Below are 22,263 nucleotides of genomic sequence, written 5' to 3'. Positions count from 1 at the left end.
AAGCACATCTCAATACGCCCCAAGAAGGTGTTTACGATCTGTAGCGAGCGTCAGCGGGGTCAGGGTAACAAAAACGCAGCGCAAAAAGCGGAATGTACTTAAGTACATGAGCATTTTGAGCAGCGCATGAGCCCCGCGTGGACTCCAATTGCGCCCGCGCTTAAGATCGTAAACAGGTTCTTAGCAGCTCGCCTCAAGAATAACAAAAAAACAGTGATAGACGAAGCTGCAGGGCAAAGATTTCTTACCATCAAAAAGAGGTTGTTATGTCCAACGCAGCAAATACCGAGGCAACTTATGTTGCCTCGTTTGAGCATTTACGCATGACGGATGTTGAATCCGTCGGCGGAAAAAATGCATCATTAGGCGAAATGATCAGTCAACTGGCTACCGCCGGGGTACGGGTTCCTGGCGGTTTTGCCACCACGGCACAGGCTTTTCGTGATTTTCTGGCGCATAGCATCGACGGCGGTCTGCCTTTGGCCCAGCGTATTGCTGATCGCCTTGAACACCTGAACATTGATGACGTCAAGGAACTGGCAAAAGCCGGTGCCGAGATTCGTCAGTGGATTATCGATACACCTTTCCAGCCACGTCTGCAAAAGGAAATTGAAGAGTTCTATAATAAACTGGTTGCCGATTCCACCGCAGAAATGTCGTTTGCCGTGCGTTCCTCCGCCACTGCTGAAGATTTGCCAGATGCTTCTTTCGCCGGCCAGCAAGAAACTTTCCTCAACGTGGTCGGTATCGACAATGTATTGGAAGCGATGAAGCATGTGTTTGCCTCGCTGTACAACGACAGGGCGATTTCTTACCGCGTCCATAAAGGTTTTACCCATGCCGAAGTCGCCCTGTCTGCCGGTGTGCAGCGCATGGTGCGTTCGGACCTAGGTGCCGCTGGCGTCATGTTCACGATAGATACCGAATCTGGCTTCAAGGATGTGGTGTTTATCACTTCCAGCTATGGCCTGGGTGAAACCGTGGTCCAGGGTGCGGTGAATCCGGATGAATTCTATGTACACAAACCCATGCTGGAACAGGGTAAATTGCCGGTGATACGCCGCAATATCGGTTCCAAGCTGATCAAGATGGAATTTACCGGTGAAGCCAAGGCCGGTCGTTCCGTCAAGACCGTTGACGTGCCGGTGGAATTGCGCAACCGTTATTCCCTGAATGACACCGAAGTGGTGGAGCTGGCCAAATACGCGACCATCATCGAAAAGCATTATGGTCGCCCTATGGACATAGAATGGGGCAAGGATGGTCGTGACGGCAAGCTGTACATCCTGCAGGCGCGTCCCGAAACCGTTAAATCCCAGCAAAAGGCGACTGATGCACAACAGCGCTTCAAACTGAAAGGCAGCGGCACGGTACTGGTGTCTGGTCGTGCGATTGGTCAGAAGATTGGTGCAGGTCGCGTGCGTGTCATTCATGATCCATCCGAAATGGAAAGAGTGCAGCCAGGCGACGTATTGGTGGCTGACATGACCGACCCGAATTGGGAACCTGTCATGAAGCGCGCTGCCGCCATCGTCACCAATCGTGGTGGCCGTACCTGCCATGCAGCGATTATCGCCCGTGAGCTGGGCGTACCTGCCGTGGTAGGTTGTGAAGATGCGACCGATGTACTGAAAGACGGCACCCTGGTCACCGTATCTTGCGCCGAAGGCGATGAAGGCAAGATTTACGACGGCTTGCTGGAAACTGAAGTCACAGAAGAGTTGCGTGGCGAATTGCCCAAGCTGCCATTGAAGATCATGCTCAATGTCGGCAATCCGCAACTGGCGTTTGACTTCCAGTCCGTGCCGAATGAAGGTGTGGGCCTGGCGCGTCTGGAATTCATCATCAACAATAATATCGGCGTACATCCAAAAGCGATTCTGGAATACCCCAATATTGATGCCGACCTGAAAAAAGCGGTGGAATCCGTCGCCCGTGGCCACGCTTCCCCAAGAGCCTTCTATGTCGACAAACTGGCAGAAGGCATCGCCACCATTGCCGCTGCATTCTGGCCGAAGAAAGTCATTGTGCGCCTGTCTGACTTCAAATCCAACGAATACAAAAAACTCATAGGCGGTTCACGCTATGAACCGGATGAAGAAAATCCTATGCTGGGTTTCCGTGGCGCTGCGCGCTACCTGGCACCGGACTTTGCCGAATGTTTTGAGATGGAATGCCAGGCAATGAAACGCGTGCGCAATGACATGGGCCTGACCAATGTGGAAATCATGGTGCCTTTCGTCCGTACATTGGGCCAGGCAGAAAAAGTCGTGAATCTGTTGGCGAAAAATGGCTTGCGCCGTGGTGAAAATGGCCTGCGCCTGATCATGATGTGTGAAGTGCCATCGAACGCGATACTGGCTGAAGAATTCCTGCAATTCTTTGATGGTTTCTCCATCGGCTCGAACGATCTGACGCAGTTGACTCTGGGCCTGGATCGTGATTCCGGCATGGAATTGCTGGCTGCCGACTTTGACGAACGCGACCCTGCCGTGCGCGCCTTGTTGTCACGCGCCATTGCTGCCTGCCGCAAGCTGGACAAATATGTCGGCATCTGTGGTCAGGGGCCGTCCGATCATCCTGATTTTGCCGAATGGCTGATGAAAGAGGGGATCGAATCCATTTCTCTGAATCCTGATTCCGTGATCGATACCTGGCAGAAACTGGCTGCAGTTCCTAAATAAGCCAGGCATAGCGTTCGTTTCTACCCGGAAAAACGGGAATGCCTGATACGGCATTCCCGTTTTTTCTTGTTGGTGCGCCGCAACATAAATAATCCTGGACCCTTGTATTTTCTAAAATTAGGACTAGACTACCGGTGTCGAAACTTAAGAAAAAGAAAATCAATACTTCAGCAAAATTCGTGGGAAAGCCCTCGCTACCGAATAGGTAACGAGGGCTTTTTTGTGAGTAAATTCCTACGACGATTACCGATGAAAAATATAAGTCTGTCGTACAGAATGTAAAAGTAGCAGAGTCACGATGATATAAAAACTGATAAGGAGAATAAGAAAATGAATGGATGGATGATGTGGCTGGTGTTGGCGGGCGTGGTCGTGATACTGGAATTGTTCACGGGCACATTTTATTTGTTGATGATATCCCTGGGTCTGGCCGCTGGCGCGATAGCAGCTGTATTTCAATTGAGTGCTGCCAGCCAGATGATCGTGGTGGCAATTGTCGGCTCGCTTGCCACAGTAGCTTTGCATAAAAGCAAATATGGCTGGAAAGGAAATGGCAACGCATCACGTGACCCCAATGTGAATATGGATATAGGGCAAAGCCTGCAGGTCAATGAATGGAAAGACCAGGGCAACGGCAAGTTTGTGGCGCGTGCCATGTATCGCGGTGCCATGTGGGATGTGGAATTGCAGCACTCGGCTGGCTATCCCGGTGCTTACACGATTGAAGAAATACAAGGTAGCCGCTTGCTTGTGAAGCCGTCCTGACAAGAAATAAAAAGCAGTTGCATCAGTTTTTCTAGCGTAAATAAAAAATCATCTACATAACAATAAAGGTAAGAAAATGGAAAATATAGGTACAGTCGCTCTGGTTTTGCTGGTGTTGGGTATCGTGTTTATCTTCAAGACCATCAATGTCGTGCCGCAACAGCACGCCTGGGTGGTCGAGCGTTTGGGTAAATACCATGCCACGCTGGGGCCAGGTTTGAATATCGTGGTGCCCTTTGTTGATCGCATCGCCTACAAGCACATCCTGAAAGAAATCCCGCTGGATGTGCCGCCGCAAGTGTGTATTACCAGGGACAATACGCAATTGCAGGTAGATGGGATATTGTATTTCCAGATCACCGATGCCATGCGCGCTTCCTACGGTTCTTCTAACTATATTGCGGCGATTACACAACTGGCACAAACCACCTTGCGTTCGGTCATCGGCAAAATGGAATTGGATAAAACCTTCGAAGAACGCGATCACATCAATACCACCATCGTCAATGCGATTGACGAATCTGCTGCCAACTGGGGCGTCAAGGTCTTGCGTTATGAGATCAAGGACTTGACACCACCAAAAGAAATCCTGCATGCGATGCAGGCGCAGATTACTGCTGAACGTGAAAAGCGTGCCCTGATTGCCGCATCCGAAGGCCGCAAGCAAGAGCAGATCAACATCGCTACTGGTGAACGTGAAGCATCAATTGCCAAATCCGAAGGTGAAAAACAGGCTTCCATCAATCGTGCACAAGGTCAGGCCGCTGCCATTCTATCGATTGCAGAAGCCAGTGCCGAAGCCATACGCAAGACTGCCGCCGCGATACAATCGCCTGGTGGTGCTGATGCGGTCAACCTGAAAGTGGCTGAGCAATATGTCGCAGCGTTTGCCAATCTGGCTAAAACCAATAACTCGATTATCGTCCCGGCCAATCTGGGTGATATGAGTGGCCTGATCGCCACTGCCATGCAAGTTGTCAAATCGCAAAAACCTGCGGTCATCGAGCCGCCGCGACGACCTGTCTAAATTGAAATGGCGGCGTGACAGGCCTTCCTTGAACCCCTGATTTAACTCCCCCATAGCTGTACTGCTGGCACCTCCCAGGTGCCAGTAGCGCCGCTGCATTTCCGAATCTATCGGAACTTATTGAAGAAGAGGCTATTCATGTTTGAATTTATTATTTTGGCAGGCAGTGTTATCGCGCTGATTCTGCTGCTGTATACCAGTAATATTCTGGTTTATATCTCGAATGAGAAAATCGGTATCGTTGAAAAAAAATGGTCCGCCAGTGGCTCTGTCCAGCACGGCTTTATTGCATTGAATGGCGAAGCCGGTTTCCAGCCTGAAGTCTTGCGCGGTGGTTTTCACGTGTTCTTCCCGTTTCAATATGCTATCCACAGACATGACCTGGTGACGATACAGCAGGGTACCCTGGCCTATGTGTTTGCCCGTGATGGCCAGGCCATGGCACCTACCCAAAACCTGGCCTGTAACAAGGCAGCGAATGACTTTACCAATGTGCGCAGTTTTTTGACCAGCGATGGTCAAAAAGGTCTGCAGCGCAAGATCTTGCGCGAAGGTACTTATGCCATCAACCTGGCGCAATTTGTCGTACTGACTGCTGACCGCGTGTATGCCTTGCCGTTGCCGGGTGACGGCAATGTCAGCTCGGAAGGCATGGTGGTTGGTCAACTGGCAGAAATGCTGGAAGAACTGCGCCTGCGCAATGGCTTCCTGCCGCTGGTGATACGCGACGACAAACTGGCCGTCATTACCACCCACGAAGGCCGCTCACTGCCAGAGGGCACGATAGTGGCCCCCGTGGTTGGGGCTGATCCGCATGAAGACCGCAGTTATCATCACGACTTCCAGAACCCCGAGGTCTTCATCGAAGGCGGTGGTTATAAAGGTCGTCAGTTACAGGTTCTGGTCGAGGGTACCTACTACCTGAATGCCCGCTTTGCCACCTATGAGATCGTCGAGAAACGCGTCGTACCGGTGGGTTATGTGGGCGTGGTCGTGTCTTACACCGGCAAGGCTGGCAATGACGTGACAGGTGAATCTTACCGTCATGGTGAACTGGTCAGCAGCGATGAAAAAGGTGTGCAGGTGACGCCGCTGTTGCCGGGTAAATACGCCCTGAATCCCTATGCCAAACGGGTGATCGATGTACCGACCACCAACTTTATCCTGAAATGGCAATCTGGTCAGGTCGGCTCACATGAGCTGGATAAACACCTGAGCGAAGTGTCACTGATTACCAAAGATGCGTTCGAGCCTGACCTGCCTTTGTCCGTGGTCGTCAACATCGACTACAAAATGGCACCGCTGGTGATACAACGATTTGGTGATATCCAGAAACTGGTGGAACAGACCCTGGACCCGATGGTGGCTGCCTATTTCAAAAACATAGGACAGGGCAAGACCCTGATTGAATTGCTGCAGGAACGTTCGGATATCCAGGAGCGTGCAAAAGCCGAGATGCGCAAGAACTTTGAAGGTTATAACCTGACCCTGAATGAAGTCTTGATCGGTACCCCACGGGCCAAGACCGGTGATACGCAAATTGAAGTGATCCTGAAACAATTGCGTGAACGCCAGGTATCCAGGGAACAACTGGAAACCTACAAAACCAAAGAAACCGCTGCCGTGCAAGAGCGCATCCTGCGTGAAGCAGAAGCCAGGGCCAAACAGCAGACTGCCATTACCGAATCTGAGCTGGCAGTAAAAATTGCTGAAAACCAGGGTAGTGCGGCAGTACAAAAAGCCATCAAGGCAGCGGAAGAAGCACGCCAGGTGGCATCCGGTGCGGCCGATGCCAAACGTACCCTGGCCAATGCAGAGGCTTATCAGATCCAGCAAATTGGTGAAGCACAGGCGAAAGCGACTGAGCTGAATGTAGAAGCCTATGGCGGACCTGAACTGCAGTTCCAGCAAACGGTCTTACTGCGCTTTGCCGAAGCCATAGAGAAAGGTCATATTGCCATGGTACCGAGCATACAGACTGGTGGCAGCGGCAGCAGCTCTGCTGTGGACGCCTTCCTGGCACTGGCAGCAAAAGACTTGCTCAACAAAAGCGATAAAACAGTGATTGCGCCGGTCAATTAATTGATTGCGTAGGACAATAGACCTCTTCAATTCTTCTGAGTTGAAGAGGTTTTTTTATGCGTGACGCGAAATGATAAGGCAGGCCGAAGTGATGAAGAAAACCGGTCCTCAGTCCACTAATGATGAAATGGGTCTTGCCTGCTGTTGATAGTAAGCAAGCCCTGCAGTTCTGCCCGTAATTGCCAAAGACCGATATCCGCCAATAGATCTTGTACGGGTAGATGGACATGCTGTGCCGCATATTCTGCACACTGATGAAGATCGTGGTGCTGTTGTGTGGATTTCAGAAAATGAAATTGCCAGGGCAGGAGGGTGATGAGATGTACCCGGTAATTCATGCGTGCGACAGCAAGATAGGCAGGTGCTGCCATTGGTGGTGCCGGTAGTTCTGCATCTTGATCAGCGGCCTTGACTTGTTCCCAATACCCTTGCAGGGGGAAATGCGTTTCCAGCAGGCGTACACTGGCGGGTAGATGAAGGGTGCAGGATTGTCCGCTTAGCCAGGCAAAACTATTGTCATGCAGTGTGGCCTTATTTTTCTCCAGTCCCGGAGCGCGAATGACTTCAGTGAAGGCGCGTTCCAGTTTTGCTATCTCTATGGGAAATTGCAGCAGGCTCAGGCTTTCGGTTTGTGCTGCATCGCCGCCTGCTTGTTGCCTGGGCTGACTTTGTTGCAAAAAATCGGCGAAACCTGTCCCCAGATCATACAGCGATGGGGCGCGTGAAGGCTGGCGCCAGATGTAATTACGGGCGAAGAAGTTGAACAGGTCTTCACCCATCAGTCGCAACAAAATCGGGAAATCTGCCTGCAGGCATTCCTGCAGGCGCAGGATATAGCCATGGGCATAGATATGCATTCTCGATTGTTTTTCTGGCGTTGTTTTCAGCATGTCTGCTTCTGGTACACCCAGTCGTTGTTGTGCAAGGGCCAGCCCCTGGTCAACGCCGCCAGGATGTATCATCGCTGTCAGAAACCAGTTCTGTAACTGACTTAATGAAAGGTCTGGCATCATGGAATTCATATCGGGCATCCAGATTGCTCATTTTGCTCAGCCAGCTGGAATTGCACGGGTGTGGAAAGACCTTCACTATCACTGCGGGATATCGCCATTTGCGGGATAGTACCAGCCATGACTTGCCTGGCTTTATCCAGTTCTGCCAGCAGTTCAGGGTAAGAGGGGATGTTGGCATCCCATTCCAGCAAAGTCGACACACCACCGGTTAATTCCTGCGCCAGGGCATACAGATGCCAGACCGGTGTAGGAACCGGCTGGTCATGCGTGTCTATCATATAGCTACCACATTGGGTCGGGCCAGCCAGGTGGATTTGCACGATATGTTCTGCCGGTAATTGTCGTATGTAATCGGCGGCATCAAAGCCATGGTTGTAGGCTGACACATGCACATTGTTAACGTCCAGCAGCAAGCCACAACCAGTCTGTCTTGCGAGAGCACTTAAAAAAGCGTGTTCAGGCATGGTGGACAGTTCAAATTCGACATAGGTGCTGGGGTTTTCCAGTATCAGCGGTCTTTCCAGAAAGTCTTGCACGATGCGCACCCGCTCCACCACGTGTTTGAGTGTGGCTTCATTCAGCGGTAGCGGCAATAAGTCGTGGGTGTTAACCGAGGCAACACCGGTCCAGCACAGATGATCAGACACCCATGCCGGTTGCAGCTCTTTTGCCAGTTGCTTGATTTTCCTGAGGTAATCGAAATCGAGAGCATCGCTACTGCCTATCGATAACGATACACCGTGCATGACGATAGTACAGATCTCGGCAATTTTATCCAGCACATGGCGTGCATAGCCGTGATGGTCAATGAAGTTTTCACTGATGATCTCAAACCATCCTACCTGCGCACCGTGTTGCAAAATATCCTGGAAGTGGGTATTCCGCAGGCCCAGGCCCAAACCCAGATTGGGCAGGCCCAGGCGCTGCTGTATATGTGGATGTTGGTACGAATATTCAGGCATAAGCAGGTCAGGTCGATGGTGGCAATGCCAGTCGCAGGTCGGTTGGCTGCGGCTGTGTGCCTGGGTCTTGCTGGCGCACCTCCATGACCTTGACATAAGCCGCCCATGCGATATCGAATACATTGTCACCTAGTTGGAAGCCGATGTTGTCTGCGTCGGGCAACCGGGTTTCAGTATAATCCGGCGCGCCGGCAAAATTGTACAAGACCATGCTGCCACGGGCGGGGAAAAGCTGTGATGCTGAAATCGGTACGGCACAGCCACCAAAGCTTTTACACTTATTGTCGCTAGGGGCGCTGAACAGTTCTTTCGTGCCGCACAAAACCTGGTTGGCATTGTCTGCTGTAGGGGCATGGGCATGCACGGACTTGTGATAACTGGCTCTGCAAGATGCGCCACCGCCACTATCCAGTTGTGCAAAACCGCAGCCACCCTGTGACTTGCAGCCGTTAGAGCCGCGGCAGGTGTGATAGACCGCAATGGCAGCGCATTGAAGGTCGGCGTCACTGGTCTTGTTAAGATCCAAGCCCTGGCAGGCGTGATACAGGCTGGTTTTGTCAGGCAGGGGAACCTTGACTGACAACTGCGGCGAACAGCCGGTAATCGCCCAGCAAATCGACATGCGGTCACCGGAGCCGACCATGGATGGATAGGGGAAGGCGAGTTTGCTGTTTGTCCAGTAATCATCCAGTACCGATGTAATGCCATAGATGGCACCGGCAGATACCTGGCTCAAGGTTTTCAAGGTGTCTGCACAACCATCCTTGAGGCTGTTGATGGCATTGGCTACCGCTTCCGGGCTGGGGATGTTTTTTGGTGCAGTGCTTGGATCATAGTCTTTATTGAGCAGCATGTCGCTGGTCCAGCGATTGCCGGCGGCATGCCATTCTTCCCAGGTGCTCAGGCGTTTGGACGCGATCTCACTCTTTGATTCCAGGAATTCTTTGACTTGATGGAAACGTTCATAATGATCAAAAGCGGCGCTGTTAAAACGTGCAGCCGTATCTTTGGAATCGGCTTCTTCGCCATCCCCATCATAAGAAGGGTAATCGGCTTTTAAAGCATCTTTTGATTCACGATAGTCAGGCTGCACTGCTTTCAGCAAATGCGTACGACGATACTGGGCGATGCCGGTGGAATTACCTTCACCCTGGTCGGTGATTGCGCACATCATGTCGATGGCCTTGTTTTGTGAAACGATGCCGCCACCATCTTTTTCAGCAGGTTCAAACAGGGTGGAAAAACACGGGAATTCTTTTTCGGGATGACTTTCGTTCTTTTCAGTCGGCGTGCTGTGGACATTGAACATGTCTTGCTGCACCGAGCCATTGTCGAACAGTTTTTGCCACAATGTTTTACCATCTTCATATTCCATGCTGATGTACTTGGCATAGCACTCGTACATATAGCCTATGGTGCCGAACAGTGGCAGGTCAGCAAATCCTTTTTGGGGTGTCCAGTCAGCCAGTGGCACATCGGGGAAATACTTGTGGGCGTTGTCACGCAATTCTTCGCGTGCTACGTTTTCAGGCTGTTCTATGGCCAGGAACAACTGTATCTGGTTGTGGTTCAGTGCTTCCAGGTTGACTTTGACATCGCTGTAGCTTTTGGTATCCGTGAGCTTGACTATGCAGGGAATTTTGGTTTCTGCCGGACCATAGCAGATCCAGCCATTGTCACTGTCTTGCAGACCGGAACCGGTGGTAAAACTGGGTTTGACGCCAATCGCTGTTGCCAGGTTGGCGGCCATCTGCAAATGCAGCATTTCCTGGATGAAGACACTGAAAATGATATTGAAGGCATGTTCATTGGCTGTTTGCGGATTGGCGCTGGTCGACATGCCTGGCCATTGCCGCCCCTTGTAGTAATTATGATCCCGCGAATTGATCTGATGCGTGCCATAGATTGAATACATGGAATTCATGTACAGGGGAATCGTAAACAATTCGACGCTGATAGCAGCCTGCGCAATCGCCCTCACGGCAGCGGCATCGGTGTTGAATTCTGTGAGTGGACGATTTTTGATGGCGTGCTGCGGTGTTTCAGGTATGGCTGAGAACATGAGGCGACTCCTGAGCTGGCTTGGTATGATTAGGAAATATGCAGGCGGGGTGATGCATTAAAGCATGAACAAAAGCATAATGACTTTAACATAAAAGAATGTGTGTTTGAAAATATTTGAGCATACTGGATTCTTTTGGAATCGCCAGGCCCGCCTAGTGTAGTGCTGCACTCTTCTTGCCACTTATAAAATGCGCCTTTTCCGCCGATACTGCGTCGAAAATCCTCGCAATACCTCGGCATTGCTGCGGTTTTTTCCTTGTCTCAACGAAAAATCCGCGATTTTATAAGCGGCAATCTGCGTGCAACACTACACTAGCACCATCGCAATTTTGGGACTGGCAATATGGAAGAAATCATCAGGCAATGCAGGATCAGCTTATCGCCACTTGCTGATCCTGCGCGGGCGCAGGGAATGCGTGCGTATATGAAAAACCGATTTGAATTTCTGGGTATTCCCGCACCTGACAGGCGCAAGGCATCTGTTGATATCATCCGGCAATTGAAAACAGCCGATGCTGATCAACTCCTGGCGGTGGCGACTGGCCTGTGGGGCTGCAAGGAACGCGAATACCAATATCTGGCAGTGGATATTCTGGCCAAACATTACCGGCGTTTAGGCCAGAAAGATGTACCAGCCTTACTTGTTTTGGTACAGCAAAAATCCTGGTGGGACAGTGTGGATGGCCTGGCCGGTGTATTTGGCGACCTGTTGCGCCTGCATCTTACTGAAGACAGGAAAATACAGAAAACCATGGACGCGGCTTTGCTGCATGAAGATTTTTGGGTCAGGCGTATCGCCTTGTTGCATCAACTGGGCTGGCGTGAAAAGACGGATGTGGACAGATTGTGCCGGTATGCACTGGCATTGACCACAGAAGATGAATTCTTCATCCGTAAAGCCATAGGCTGGGCTTTGCGCGATTACGCCTGGCATGATCCGGCGATGATCCGCGCTTTTCTTGATCAGCATAAGGGGCAATTTTCGGCATTGACACAACGTGAAGCTGCCAAAAATCTGGAAAAACTGGGCTTTTAGTGAAGAAAATCCCATTCTCGTCCGCATACAAGCCCTTATTTGCAATATGATACCGAACTAACTTAGTTTCTTGCTGCTTGTCCGCCTATTGTATTGTTGTATCGATTTTTTCAATGAAACCTATCAAGATTATTGTGTCTGCCGTAGTGGCAGTCTGCCTGGCTATTGCCACCTATTTTGTCATTCATAAAAATACCCAGACGGCGGGGGGCGGTGCCAGTGCTGAATCTGCATTGGTTGACCCCAAGGATGGCTTTGATGCCGGCAAAATACCGGATGACTTGAATGGTTTGCTGGTCGCCTACCGCAAGATCATCGTCTTGCTGGCGGATGAAAAAAAGCAGGGGCCCAAAGAACGCAACGAAGCCAATCGCATCGGGCAAGCCCTGTTTCATGAAAACTTGGTCAGGTTAAATAATCTCGATACCTATTTTGATAAGCTCAAGACCCGCCATGCGGTTCAGCGGGAAGCCAGCTTCGACACTATCCTGACGTATATAGAATCTGGTGAAGACCTGTATGACGCTGATCGTCTGGCATTCAGGGAAGTATTGGTCAGGATGCAAAAGCTGATCGCTACCGAGCAAACTCTGCCTTCCATCAAATTGCACAAGCGCGTCAGCGATGACCTGAGTGCCTTGAACGAGATTGAAAAGGAATACGACAAGGAACTCAAAGAGATATTTTCTCGCTTTGAGTCACGCTCGATAGAGTTGAAGCGCGAACGCTGGGATGATTACATCGCCAAACTGCGCAAATTATATAACCGTGAACAAATCCTCAAAGACTACGGCATTATCTTGCCGTATCCGGAAAAACCGGAGCCAGTAAGCGAAAAAGAAAAAGACATTTTCGGCCAGGGCCTGCCAGCCAAAACCGTGGTGCTGACGTTTGATGATGGCCCACATGCCACCTATACCGATGAAATTGCAGCGATATTGAAGCAATACAATGTGCCCGGCGTATTCTTCCAGGTGGGTAAAAACGTTGGCAGCATCGATGCCAAAGGCAAAGAGCTGCTGAACAAAAATGCCGAAACCAGCAGAAGATTGCTGAGCGCAGGCCATGTGCTGGCCAATCACAGCTTCAGCCATGCCTTGCTGTCCAAACAAAGTGGTGACAGCCTGAATGCTGAAATTGAGCAAACCGATAAATTGCTGAAGGCGATAGATCCGGCGCGCTCTGCCTTGTTCCGCTTTCCGTACGGCGCAAAGAGCAAGGAAGGCATGCAAATCCTCGGCAGATTGGGCTTGCACTCTGTCATGTGGAATATTGATTCACTGGATTGGGCTGATCCGGTGCCGAACTCTATTGCTGGTCGTGTCCTGGGTACGCTGGAAAAAGAACAGCGTGGCATCATTCTCTTCCATGATATCCATGAGCGCACGATCAAGGCCTTGCCTCTGGTGCTGGATAAACTGATTGCTGATGGCTACAGCTTTGCATCCTGGGACGGTACTGATTTCAAGGTCGTCAAGGGCGGCAAGGCGACACCGGAAAAAGTCAGCATCAGTACCGATTATCAAAATAGCTGGGCCATCGTGATCGGCATTAATGATTATGCCAAATGGCCCAAGCTGCAATATGCCGTGCAGGATGCGAATGCCATTCGCGATATGCTGGTCAGCAAACTGGGCTTCCCGGGTGACAAGGTATTGACACTGACGAATGGCGATGCAACCAGGAATAATATTCTTGCCCTGTTCCATGAAAAACTGGGCCACGGGCAATTGAAGAAAGATGACCGGGTGTTTGTGTTTTTTGCCGGACATGGTGCTACCAGAAAGCTGAGTTCTGGCCGCAACCTGGGGTATATCATCCCGGTAGATTCCGATCCTGAACAGTTGTCGGTCGATGCCATTCCCATGACGGATTTGCAAAACATTGCCGAAAGCCTGAATGCCAAACATATCCTGTTTGTGATGGATGCCTGTTATAGCGGCCTGGGCCTGACGCGTGGCGGAGGCAGCGGTGCCTTCCTGCGTGAAAATGCACGTCGCATGGGCCGGCAAATGCTGACTGCAGGTGGTGCCGACCAACTGGTGGCCGATGGCGGGCCAAATGGACATTCTGTATTTACCTGGACTTTGCTGCAGGCCTTAAGTGGCAAGGCTGACCTGAACGGTGACGGCATGATTACCGCGACTGAACTGGCGGCCTATATCGCCCCGGCGGTATCCAGCATGTCGCAGCAGACCCCGGCGTTTGGTAGCCTGCCAGGTTCTGAAGGTGGCGAGTTTGTATTTGAAATGCATAGCGAAGGCGAGTTCTTGAGTGCAAAAACCAATCAGCTATCTGCTGATGCGATTGCCCTCAACAACAAAATTGATGGGGTAACCGTCAAAGCTGGCAGTGAAGCGCCCATCGTCATTAAAAACCTGAATGGTGGCGAACAGAAAATCGCGGCACCCAAAATGGTGGATGCGCCATCGCGTCAATTAGCACAAAGAGCAAACGACAATGGCTTGCAACTGTACAGGGAAAAACAGTATGCCCAGGCCGAAGCTGCGTTCACCGAAGCCTTGAAATACCGCCCTGATTTTGGCCTGGCCGCAAACAATCTGGGCTTTGTCTATTTCAAGCAGCAAAAATATGCAGAGGCAGCGCGCTGGTTTGAAAATACCTTGCAGATTGATCCATCCCGTGCGATTGCCTACCTGAACCTGGGGGATGCCAGAGCCATGCTGAATGAAAACGAAAAAGCTAAAAAAGCGTATACCAGTTTCCTGGAACTGTCGCCGAATAGTCCCAATGCCAATTACGTCAAAGAAGCCCTGAAAAAATTGGACTGATGCTGCCTTGAATGCATTCAGGGGCAACACGACTTTGGGTAAAGGATAAAAAATGAATGGTGTAACATTAAAGGCAATCCGCAGTTTGCTGCATTTCAGTCAGCACGAAGCAGCAGAATTAATCGGCGGTGTCACACAACGCAACTGGAGCAACTGGGAAGCGGGCGCGCAAAAGATACCGCAAGACGTGATATCGATGATTAATTACCTGATGGCTTGCCGTAAGAAGGCAATTGCAGAGACGCAAGCAGCAATAAAAACCTATTACCAGCAAATGCCCGCAGATGTCAGCAAAAAACCAATAGCGCTGGTGTGGTATGACAATTTTGAAGACTGGTGTACCTTGCCATACCGTGAATCCATTATGTGGCGGCCACAACAGTCGGTGCTTGCCCATCTGATCTCGGTAGAAAACTGCAACATCGTGCAGTTTGATGCCGCCGCTTATGAAAACTGGCTGGGCCGACGTACAGACAGCGATTCCATGCGCAATCAATGGGCGGCCGAGCAGGTACACCCGCCGCAAAATTAAAATGGAAATCAAGGCTGAGGTGACGCAGCCTTGTCTAGTTATCTTTGCCCTATGCGGGTGTCACCAAACAAGTTTTTCTGATCACGTGGTTGCGAGCGCCAGTATTGCTTTGGCGCGTCCACTGTGGCATTCAATTGCGCAGCTGCATGCCAGGGCCAATGCGGGTCATATAAAATCCCGCGGGCGATGGCGATCGCATCCGCCTTACCTGCCTTGATAATATCCTCTGCCTGTTGCGCGTCCGTGATCAGGCCTACGGCAATCACAGGCAGGCTGCAATGTTGCTTGATTTCTTCCGCTAAATGAACCTGATAGCCTGGTCCCAGAGGAATCTTTTGTTCCGGCGAAACACCACCACTGGAAACATGGATAAAGTCACAGCCGCGCTCTTGCAATGCCTGCACGAAGCGCTTGCTTTGCGCGACATCCAGTCCACCGTCAACCCAGTCTGTTGCCGAAAGACGCACGCCAACTGTCATGCTATCTTTGGGTACGGCGGCACGTACGGCCTCAAACACTTCCAGCGGAAAGCGCAAACGGTTTTCCACTGAACCACCATACTGGTCAGTACGCTGATTGGCAATCGGTGACAGGAACTGGTGCAACAGATAGCCATGTGCAGCATGTATTTCTATGGCATTGATGCCCAGTCTGTGGGCCCGCACGGCGGCATCAACAAAGGCATTTTTGACTCGCTGTAAACCTGCTTCATCCAGCGCCAGGGGCGGGCGTTCGCCTTTGCCATGGGCTAAGGCTGAAGGGGCGGCCATTTGCCAGCCCCCATCTTCTATCGCGATAAGCTGGCCACCATGCCAGGGTACCTGGCTGGACGCCTTGCGGCCCGCATGACCAAGCTGTATGGCAACCGGCATGTTTGAATGCCTGCGTATGGATTTCAAAACCTCACCAAGTGCGGCCTCGGTTTCATCTGACCACAAACCCAGATCACCAGGAGAAATGCGGCCTATGTCTTCGACTGCGGTTGCTTCCAGTATCAATAAGCCGGCACCCGACAGAGCCAGGCCACCCAGATGGATAAGATGCCAGTCGGTTGCCTTGCCGTTGTCGGCAGAGTACTGGCACATGGGTGCAATAATGATGCGGTTTGTCAGATTCAGTGATCCGAGACGGAGAGGGGAAAAGAGGGCGCTCATAGTTTTGCAAACCTGCTGTAGAGAACAATAGATGGGGAAGGGAAGACTAGCATCTGTACATTATGCCCGCAGTTTCCATTTGTTGCCCGCAGGCTGCCGGTGCCTGCCCGGTGGTGTCAATCCTTCATATCCATGGCCGTGACCAATTGCCTGATTTTGACTGCTTTTTCAAAATGGTCGAATTTGTTTTCCATGATCCACCAGGTAGCTGCTTCCATCAATAATTCCGGGTCATCATTTTTATTGGCGAAGAAGGCGTAAAAGGATAAACCTACATCCGTACCCTTTTGCTTGATTTTGTTGTCGCATACGGCAATGATTTTTTTTCTTAATACATCTTGCATAGGGAAATAGTTTTATTTACTGAGGTGAAGGAAGGTCTGAGCAAGGTTCAATTGCCAATAAACCTGGCATGTCGCCCGATGACAAATCCTGCGCAGTACGCTAAGCATGTCGTTGGAGGCGACAATAATAACGTGATTAATTGCTTCAATATATATCGCTTCAAGATATGGCGGATTTCTTTTTCGTCTTCGTCTAAGTTAGAGTAAGGGTGTATTTTCGTTCAATCTGGTTAAGAAAGTGTGATTCATGGAATCCAATAAGCTGGATGAATGGTTTGAATTCGAGGTGTTGCCGCTGGAAGCCGCGCTGATCCGCTTTTTGCGCCGTAATCGCAGGCAAGAGGACGATGTTGCCGATTTATTGCAAGAAGTGTACGTGCGTCTGTATGAGTCTGCTGCGAAACGCATGCCAGAAATGGTCAAGCCATTTGTCTTCGCAACGGCGCGTAACCTGCTGATCGATCTGGCACGCCGCGCGCAAGTGGTGTCAATTGAAGCCTACGCTGATCTGGATATCCTGGATGTATCCAGCGATGAGCTCACGCCCGAGCGGCACGCAACCGGGCACCAGGAACTACGTTTGCTGCAACAGGCGATGGACATGTTGCCGGCGCGCTGCCGTGAAGTCGTGCAATTAAGAAAAATTGACGATATGTCGCAGCGAGATGTCGCGCTATACATGGGTATTACCGAAGACACGGTAGAAAAACAGATATCCAAGGGAATGCGTGTCCTGGCCAGCTCTCTCCTTGTCAAAGGAGTAACCGTGGGAGTAACTAAATTATCATTAAAAATTCGCAAAAAGGACGACTCGGTATGAAAAGCGCGTCTGAAATTGAAGAGCAGGCAGCCAATTGGTTAGCACGCCGCGACAGTGGCAACTGGTCTGATGAGCAGGAAACGGCAATGCAGGCCTGGATTAATGAAGCAACGGCACACCGGATTGCTTATTTAAGGCTGAAGAGTGTGTGGCAGCGGGCCAATCGTCTCAGCTCATTGAAAATGCCTCAACAATATTCCGTACCTAAACCAAGGGCTGCATTTTCACTGCTGGCCGGGTGGAGAATCGCGGCAGGCGTACTGGTCATCGTGGGTGCCGGCGCACTAGTGGTTTCGTCTGACACTCTCACCCCGGCAACAAGGTATGGCACCGTGCTTGGTGAAAGCAAGACGCTGGCCTTGCCTGATGGTTCCAGATTGGCACTCAATACCAACACCCATATCCGGACACAGATATCTTCCGAAAAGCGTCTGGTTTGGCTGGATAGTGGGGAAGCTTATTTTGAGGTCGCGCATGATACAAAGCGCCCCTTTGTCATTGAGGCAGGCAAAAGTCGGGTCACTGTCCTTGGCACCAAATTTTCAGTACGCAGGGATGGTGATCAAATTAAAGTAAATGTTGTCGACGGACGGGTGCAGGTCAGCAATAGTGATGCGAAATCCCCCAGCCAGCCGCTACCAGAAAACGCCGTGGTGATGACCAAAAACGAAACGCTGGAAACCGGCAATGGCCAACTTGTTGTCAATCATAAAACCAGCGAACAGATGATGAAACAGCTTGACTGGCGTCAGGGTAAGCTGGTACTCGATGACATGACACTGGCCCAGGCGGTATCAGAATTCAATCGCTATAACCAAAAAAAGTTGGTAATTCTGGACGCTTCTGCTGGCCAGATTAAAATCGCTGGCAGTTTTAATGTCGATAACGTTGATGGTTTTGCCCGCCTGTTGCATCAGGGTTTTGGTCTGAAAATTGAGATTGGAAAGGATGAGATAAAAATCCTTCGCTGAGACATGCCGGATTTTCGAGATGGGCTCGTCTAAGTAAGTGGGTAGCAAAAAAACTTCACTTATTTCAAAGGAATCAAAATGGTTCGTCATCAACTTGTCGGTGCACTATGCATAATGACAACCTGCATATCAGCTCAAGTACAGGCGCAATCCCAAGCTCGGGCCCAGGCAAGCGAGATCAATATACCGGGCGGCGATTTGAAGACCGCGCTCGACGCCTATGCCACCCAATATGGCATTCAGTTACTGTACAAGCCGGGTGACATTAGTGGAATTTCCACCAAAGGAATCAAAGGTCAGGTGTCACAGGAACAGGCACTGACATCATTGCTGGGTAATAGTGGCTTGTTGGTTAAGCGTGATGGAGCGAATGCGATTGTCATTTTTCGCGGCACGGTGCTCGATCTGCCTGCGCAAGATATGACTGAGGCGCTGGCCGCATTGTCAGCTAAAACCGGCTTGCACATAGTTGTACCTGCCGAGGCAAAGGGTCTGCGCAGCAACCCCCTGAAAGGTGCATTCGAGGCAAGAGACGCTTTGCGCCAGCTCATTCTCGACAGTGGGCTGGAACTGGCGAGCGATGATGGTACTACCATCTTTCTTAGGCGTCAGGCGGAAATCTCGCTCAGCACGGTAACCGTCACTGCACAAAAGCGCCCGCAATTGGCCCAGGCCGTACCTATTTCCATGACGACATTTTCGGCCAAGGCACTGGAAGTCAATCGCATACAAAGCTTGCAGGACGTAGCGCGTCTGACTCCCGGATTGCTGGTGTCTGCTTTCAGCCAGAACAATCCCACGATTGCGATTCGTGGCATCAGCAATACTTTCTCGCAAATTGGTGTGAGCAAACCGGTTGCAGTCGTGCTTGATGATGTATTCATACCGCGCAACAGTGCCGCCAATTTTGAATTGTTTGATCTTGATTCGCTGACCGTTTTGAAAGGCCCGCAAGGAACACTGTTTGGACGTAATGTGACGGGTGGTGCGATCGTACTCACCACGCGTCCTCCATCTCTGGATGAGCGGGTATTGGAAACGCAGTTCACCTTGGGTAATTTGAATGCCCGTCAGTTCAATGGTCTGATCAGCACGCCACTAAATGATAGTACTGCATTCAAGCTTTCTGCTTCTGTGCGAGGCCGTGACGGCTACGGTGTTGATCGTCTTACAGGCAAGCAGCAAGACGATATCAATAGCCGTAATTCGCGTGCGCAATTATTTTTTAAGCCTGGTAGTGGTGTCGAAACCATGTTCAGTGCAGACTATAGTGAAGACTGGAATGGTGGCCGTACACTATCCTCCGATACGCTGGGAAATGATGGCGATGTACGTACATCAGAATTGGGTGTGATTCAAGGATTCAAGCGAACCATTGCCGGTACATCGGCGAAAATCAACTGGAAATCTGATGCAGGTGAAGTCACCTCAGTCACTGCTTACCGGAAGTCGCAATCCGGCGAAGACTATTCCGGCGTCGGTGCGAATTATAGTTTTCTGAGTACAGGTAGCCAGAGTCTGGTCCGGGATGCTGATCAGATAGGTACATTTTCACAAGAGCTGCGTTACGCCAGTCCGAAATGGGCTTATGGTGATTTCGTCGCCGGTCTGTATTACATGAGTGAAAATGGTTCCAGACAGTTGGATACGCGCGGCCTGGCGGCAAAGACAGGAATCCTTGCCAGCGCGACTTTGGCCAATCAGCATGTAGATACAACAAGCTATGCAGTATTCGCAGACGGTGTCGTACATATGGCTTCAGCGTTTGATCTGACGGCAGGTATCCGCTACACACAAGACGAAAAGACCGCCAGCCTGATACGGTCTGACTTCATACGTCCAATAAACAACTTTAGCAGTGGTGATGTCAAGGCCAGTTGGAGCGAGGTAACACCTCGCCTGGTGCTGAGCTGGCAGCCAGAACGCAATCTGATGGCCTATGCCAGCGTCACTCGTGGCTTCACTGCCGGTGGCTTTAATGGCGACGCATCATCCTTCAGTGTTTTTAAAACATCTTTCAATCCTGAAAAAGTCACTAACTATGAAGCGGGTCTTAAAACACAATGGTTACAGAATCGCTTGCGGGTGAATGCCTCACTCTACAAGCTGGAATATAAAGACAAGCAAGAACTGGTGAATAACTCATTGACAGGCATTTTGACTATTGTCAACGCCAGCAAGGCAACGGTCAAAGGTGGTGAAGTCGAAATCACCTACAAGCCAGTGAACTGGCTGGACTTATCGACCAGCTATAGCAGGATTGACGGTACTTACGATAGTTTTGTGGTGGGCACCGTCAATAATAGTGGCAACCCGATTGCATCTGCACCGCACAATCAATTTTCTGCTGCTGCAAATGTCATTATTCCTCTTGAGTCGACAGGCTATCTGGTGGGGTCGGCCAATTATTCCTGGCGTGACGGCTATAACACAGGGGCGGCAAACGACCCAAACTTACAGATTCCAGGGTATGGCTTAAGCAATCTGAGTCTCGGTTACGAATCTGCCGATCGCGGCTGGCGTATCATTGCGTGGATAAAAAATGCGAACAACACTACGTATCTGTTGACGCGTTCCACACAAGTTGTGCGGGCCGAATATGTGGGCGAACCACGTACCTTCGGACTGACGCTGACAGCAAAATTCTGATGGTTGAGAATGATGATGGATACGACAATTAATCGGCGTCAATTTATTCTTGGCATGCTGGCAGCACCCTTGTCCACGATGGCTGTGGCCAGGGATGTGGTTGGGGAAGCGGTGCAAAGTGCGGGCTTGGATGCAGTCGGTAGCAGCATGTTCGCCTGGGCACCAGGCTTCCTCGACATACATCATATTGCCACGGGGCGAGGTAATTCGACTTTCGTCATCATGCCAGACGGAACCAGTTTACTGATAGACGCAGGTGCCACGGCAGATGGGCTTGATACGTCTGCTGCACCAAGACCGAGTGCCCAGCGCCGGCCTGGTGAATGGATAGGTCATTACGTACAACGTCACTTACGTGCCACCAAACGAGCCGGACTTGACTACGTGCTGGTGACGCACTTGCACCCCGATCATACCGGTGATGTCGATGAGTTGTCCCCTCGATCTGCCAAGGGGGCATACCAATTGTCAGGCATTACTGACGTTGCTGAAATTGTGCCGGTTGCTACCCTGATTGACCGCGCTTACCCTGGCTACGATTACCCCGTCGCTCCCAATGGGCGATTTGCTTCCAACTATCTCGCCTTTGTTCAGTCACGCATACAAACCGGGCAAAAGGTGGAGCGTTTCATGGTAGGGAGAAACGATCAATTCACTTCCTGCAATAAGGCTGCTGAAAATGGTTCCGGGCACCAGGCAGGTTTTGATATTCGCAATCTTGCAGCGAATGGACAGGTCTGGACCGGAAAGGGGGAGCAAACCAGGATGTTGTTCCCGGCCCTGAATACCCTGACGCTCAAGGATTATCCGAATGAGAACGTCTGTTCCACAGCCATCCGTATTGGGTATGGAAATTTCGCTTATTTTACTGCCGGTGATTTGACCAGTTATACCTTTGATGGTGATGCTCCCTGGCGTGATGTACTGACTGCTGCTGCCCGTGCATCGGGGCCTGTTGATGTATCAACAGCCGACCATCATGGCATGTTTGACGGTATCAGCGCAGATTCCGTTCGCATCCTGAGGCCAAAAGCCTGGATTATTCCCAGTTGGCATATTTCCCATCCTGATCAGCTTCAACTGGAACGCATGTTTAGTGAGCGTCTCTATCCTGGGCGGCGTGAGGTATTTGCAACCTCTATCATGCATGAAAACTTCCTCGCCAACCGGCGTTTGATCAGCAGGCTCAGCAGCCGCGATGGGCATGTGATTGTTCGTGTTGATCCAGGTGGTAAAACCTTTACTATTCTGGTCACCGATAATGCCGATGAAGAAGATCGTATCAAGCTGAAATTTGGGCCGTATCTGTCTGGTTCTGCAAGCTAGCGAGAAAATGGGAATCCTGCTTTTTTGCGGACGGTAATACTG

At 50.8% G+C, this 22,263-nt stretch carries 16 protein-coding genes; 11 read left to right on the top strand and 5 right to left on the bottom strand.

Going from position 1 to position 22,263, the window contains the following annotated elements:
* The first annotated feature begins 266 nt into the window (after window positions 1-266).
* The 4 genes from ppsA (at window position 267) to ACO0K9_RS04730 (ending at window position 6,558) form a co-directional block, all read left to right on the top strand.
* Window positions 267-2,684 (top strand): phosphoenolpyruvate synthase, encoded by a 2,418-nt coding sequence (ppsA, locus tag ACO0K9_RS04745; RefSeq protein WP_422982257.1) that lies wholly within the window; start codon window positions 267-269, stop codon window positions 2,682-2,684.
* 330 nt (window positions 2,685-3,014) lie between these two features.
* Window positions 3,015-3,449: an NfeD family protein gene (locus tag ACO0K9_RS04740; RefSeq protein WP_422982255.1), complete on the top strand. Its 435-nt coding sequence runs from the start codon at window positions 3,015-3,017 to the stop codon at window positions 3,447-3,449.
* Between the two features lie 76 nt (window positions 3,450-3,525).
* Entirely contained in the window at window positions 3,526-4,476 is a 951-nt protein-coding gene (locus tag ACO0K9_RS04735) for an SPFH domain-containing protein (protein ID WP_422982253.1), read from the top strand.
* A gap of 138 nt (window positions 4,477-4,614) precedes the next feature.
* Window positions 4,615-6,558 (top strand): SPFH domain-containing protein, encoded by a 1,944-nt coding sequence (locus ACO0K9_RS04730; RefSeq protein ID WP_422982251.1) that lies wholly within the window; start codon window positions 4,615-4,617, stop codon window positions 6,556-6,558.
* A 116-nt stretch (window positions 6,559-6,674) separates the two neighbouring features.
* Here ACO0K9_RS04730 and ACO0K9_RS04725 read toward each other — a convergent pair whose 3' ends face one another.
* The 3 genes from ACO0K9_RS04725 to ACO0K9_RS04715 are packed head-to-tail and all read right to left on the bottom strand — an operon-like array spanning window position 6,675 to window position 10,595.
* Window positions 6,675-7,568 carry a putative DNA-binding domain-containing protein gene (locus ACO0K9_RS04725; protein ID WP_422982249.1) on the bottom strand — a complete coding sequence of 298 codons (894 nt, stop codon included), beginning with the start codon at window positions 7,566-7,568 and terminating at the stop codon, window positions 6,675-6,677.
* Between the two features lie 8 nt (window positions 7,569-7,576).
* A complete protein-coding gene (locus ACO0K9_RS04720) occupies window positions 7,577-8,533 on the bottom strand; it encodes a DUF692 domain-containing protein (protein ID WP_422982247.1) in 957 nt (318 codons plus the stop codon).
* A gap of 7 nt (window positions 8,534-8,540) precedes the next feature.
* Complete coding sequence (locus tag ACO0K9_RS04715; protein ID WP_422982245.1) at window positions 8,541-10,595, bottom strand: ferritin-like domain-containing protein; 2,055 nt, start codon at window positions 10,593-10,595, stop codon at window positions 8,541-8,543.
* Between the two features lie 345 nt (window positions 10,596-10,940).
* On the opposite strand from ACO0K9_RS04715, the gene ACO0K9_RS04710 reads away from it, so the two are divergent.
* The 3 genes from ACO0K9_RS04710 to ACO0K9_RS04700 all read left to right on the top strand — a co-directional run bounded on the left by ACO0K9_RS04710 (window position 10,941) and on the right by ACO0K9_RS04700 (window position 14,957).
* The gene (locus ACO0K9_RS04710) at window positions 10,941-11,633 is read left to right on the top strand and encodes a DNA alkylation repair protein (RefSeq protein ID WP_422982243.1); all 693 of its coding nucleotides are present in this window, start codon (window positions 10,941-10,943) and stop codon (window positions 11,631-11,633) included.
* A 113-nt stretch (window positions 11,634-11,746) separates the two neighbouring features.
* The gene (locus ACO0K9_RS04705; RefSeq protein ID WP_422982241.1) at window positions 11,747-14,425 is read left to right on the top strand and encodes a polysaccharide deacetylase family protein; all 2,679 of its coding nucleotides are present in this window, start codon (window positions 11,747-11,749) and stop codon (window positions 14,423-14,425) included.
* 52 nt (window positions 14,426-14,477) lie between these two features.
* Window positions 14,478-14,957 (top strand): DUF1870 family protein, encoded by a 480-nt coding sequence (locus ACO0K9_RS04700; protein ID WP_422982239.1) that lies wholly within the window; start codon window positions 14,478-14,480, stop codon window positions 14,955-14,957.
* A gap of 38 nt (window positions 14,958-14,995) precedes the next feature.
* On the opposite strand, the gene ACO0K9_RS04695 is transcribed toward ACO0K9_RS04700, so the two are convergent.
* Both ACO0K9_RS04695 and ACO0K9_RS04690 read right to left on the bottom strand, forming a co-directional pair.
* Window positions 14,996-16,111, bottom strand: a complete 1,116-nt coding sequence (locus tag ACO0K9_RS04695; RefSeq protein ID WP_422982237.1) for an NADH:flavin oxidoreductase/NADH oxidase — start codon at window positions 16,109-16,111, stop codon at window positions 14,996-14,998.
* Window positions 16,112-16,227: 116 nt separating this feature from the next.
* Window positions 16,228-16,455: a DUF6500 family protein gene (locus tag ACO0K9_RS04690; protein WP_186945294.1), complete on the bottom strand. Its 228-nt coding sequence runs from the start codon at window positions 16,453-16,455 to the stop codon at window positions 16,228-16,230.
* A gap of 247 nt (window positions 16,456-16,702) precedes the next feature.
* Between ACO0K9_RS04690 and ACO0K9_RS04685 the strand changes: the two genes are divergently transcribed.
* The 4 genes from ACO0K9_RS04685 (at window position 16,703) to ACO0K9_RS04670 (ending at window position 22,221) form a co-directional block, all read left to right on the top strand.
* Window positions 16,703-17,275, top strand: coding sequence for an RNA polymerase sigma factor (locus ACO0K9_RS04685; protein ID WP_422982235.1), 573 nt, complete (start codon window positions 16,703-16,705; stop codon window positions 17,273-17,275).
* Window positions 17,272-18,246: a FecR family protein gene (locus tag ACO0K9_RS04680; RefSeq protein ID WP_422982233.1), complete on the top strand. Its 975-nt coding sequence runs from the start codon at window positions 17,272-17,274 to the stop codon at window positions 18,244-18,246. The genes ACO0K9_RS04685 and ACO0K9_RS04680 overlap by 4 nt, the downstream gene beginning before the upstream one ends.
* Before the next feature lie 198 nt (window positions 18,247-18,444).
* Window positions 18,445-20,895 carry a TonB-dependent receptor domain-containing protein gene (locus tag ACO0K9_RS04675; protein WP_422982231.1) on the top strand — a complete coding sequence of 817 codons (2,451 nt, stop codon included), beginning with the start codon at window positions 18,445-18,447 and terminating at the stop codon, window positions 20,893-20,895.
* Between the two features lie 15 nt (window positions 20,896-20,910).
* Entirely contained in the window at window positions 20,911-22,221 is a 1,311-nt protein-coding gene (locus tag ACO0K9_RS04670; RefSeq protein ID WP_422982228.1) for an MBL fold metallo-hydrolase, read from the top strand.
* The last annotated feature ends 42 nt before the right edge of the window (window positions 22,222-22,263 follow it).

Origin of the sequence: Undibacterium sp. Ji50W, assembly GCF_049340445.1 — a bacterium.
Classification (GTDB): domain Bacteria; phylum Pseudomonadota; class Gammaproteobacteria; order Burkholderiales; family Burkholderiaceae_D; genus Undibacterium.
This window is presented reverse-complemented; position numbering and strand designations above follow the sequence as displayed.

Coding starts and splice junctions, on each gene's coding strand:
- ppsA (WP_422982257.1), top strand. CDS start 267: ATGTCCAACGCAGCAAATACCGAGGCAACTTATGTTGCCTCGTTTGAG.
- ACO0K9_RS04740 (WP_422982255.1), top strand. CDS start 3,015: ATGAATGGATGGATGATGTGGCTGGTGTTGGCGGGCGTGGTCGTGATA.
- ACO0K9_RS04735 (WP_422982253.1), top strand. CDS start 3,526: ATGGAAAATATAGGTACAGTCGCTCTGGTTTTGCTGGTGTTGGGTATC.
- ACO0K9_RS04730 (WP_422982251.1), top strand. CDS start 4,615: ATGTTTGAATTTATTATTTTGGCAGGCAGTGTTATCGCGCTGATTCTG.
- ACO0K9_RS04725 (WP_422982249.1), bottom strand. CDS start 7,568: ATGCCAGACCTTTCATTAAGTCAGTTACAGAACTGGTTTCTGACAGCG.
- ACO0K9_RS04720 (WP_422982247.1), bottom strand. CDS start 8,533: ATGCCTGAATATTCGTACCAACATCCACATATACAGCAGCGCCTGGGC.
- ACO0K9_RS04715 (WP_422982245.1), bottom strand. CDS start 10,595: ATGTTCTCAGCCATACCTGAAACACCGCAGCACGCCATCAAAAATCGT.
- ACO0K9_RS04710 (WP_422982243.1), top strand. CDS start 10,941: ATGGAAGAAATCATCAGGCAATGCAGGATCAGCTTATCGCCACTTGCT.
- ACO0K9_RS04705 (WP_422982241.1), top strand. CDS start 11,747: ATGAAACCTATCAAGATTATTGTGTCTGCCGTAGTGGCAGTCTGCCTG.
- ACO0K9_RS04700 (WP_422982239.1), top strand. CDS start 14,478: ATGAATGGTGTAACATTAAAGGCAATCCGCAGTTTGCTGCATTTCAGT.
- ACO0K9_RS04695 (WP_422982237.1), bottom strand. CDS start 16,111: ATGAGCGCCCTCTTTTCCCCTCTCCGTCTCGGATCACTGAATCTGACA.
- ACO0K9_RS04690 (WP_186945294.1), bottom strand. CDS start 16,455: ATGCAAGATGTATTAAGAAAAAAAATCATTGCCGTATGCGACAACAAA.
- ACO0K9_RS04685 (WP_422982235.1), top strand. CDS start 16,703: ATGGAATCCAATAAGCTGGATGAATGGTTTGAATTCGAGGTGTTGCCG.
- ACO0K9_RS04680 (WP_422982233.1), top strand. CDS start 17,272: ATGAAAAGCGCGTCTGAAATTGAAGAGCAGGCAGCCAATTGGTTAGCA.
- ACO0K9_RS04670 (WP_422982228.1), top strand. CDS start 20,911: ATGGATACGACAATTAATCGGCGTCAATTTATTCTTGGCATGCTGGCA.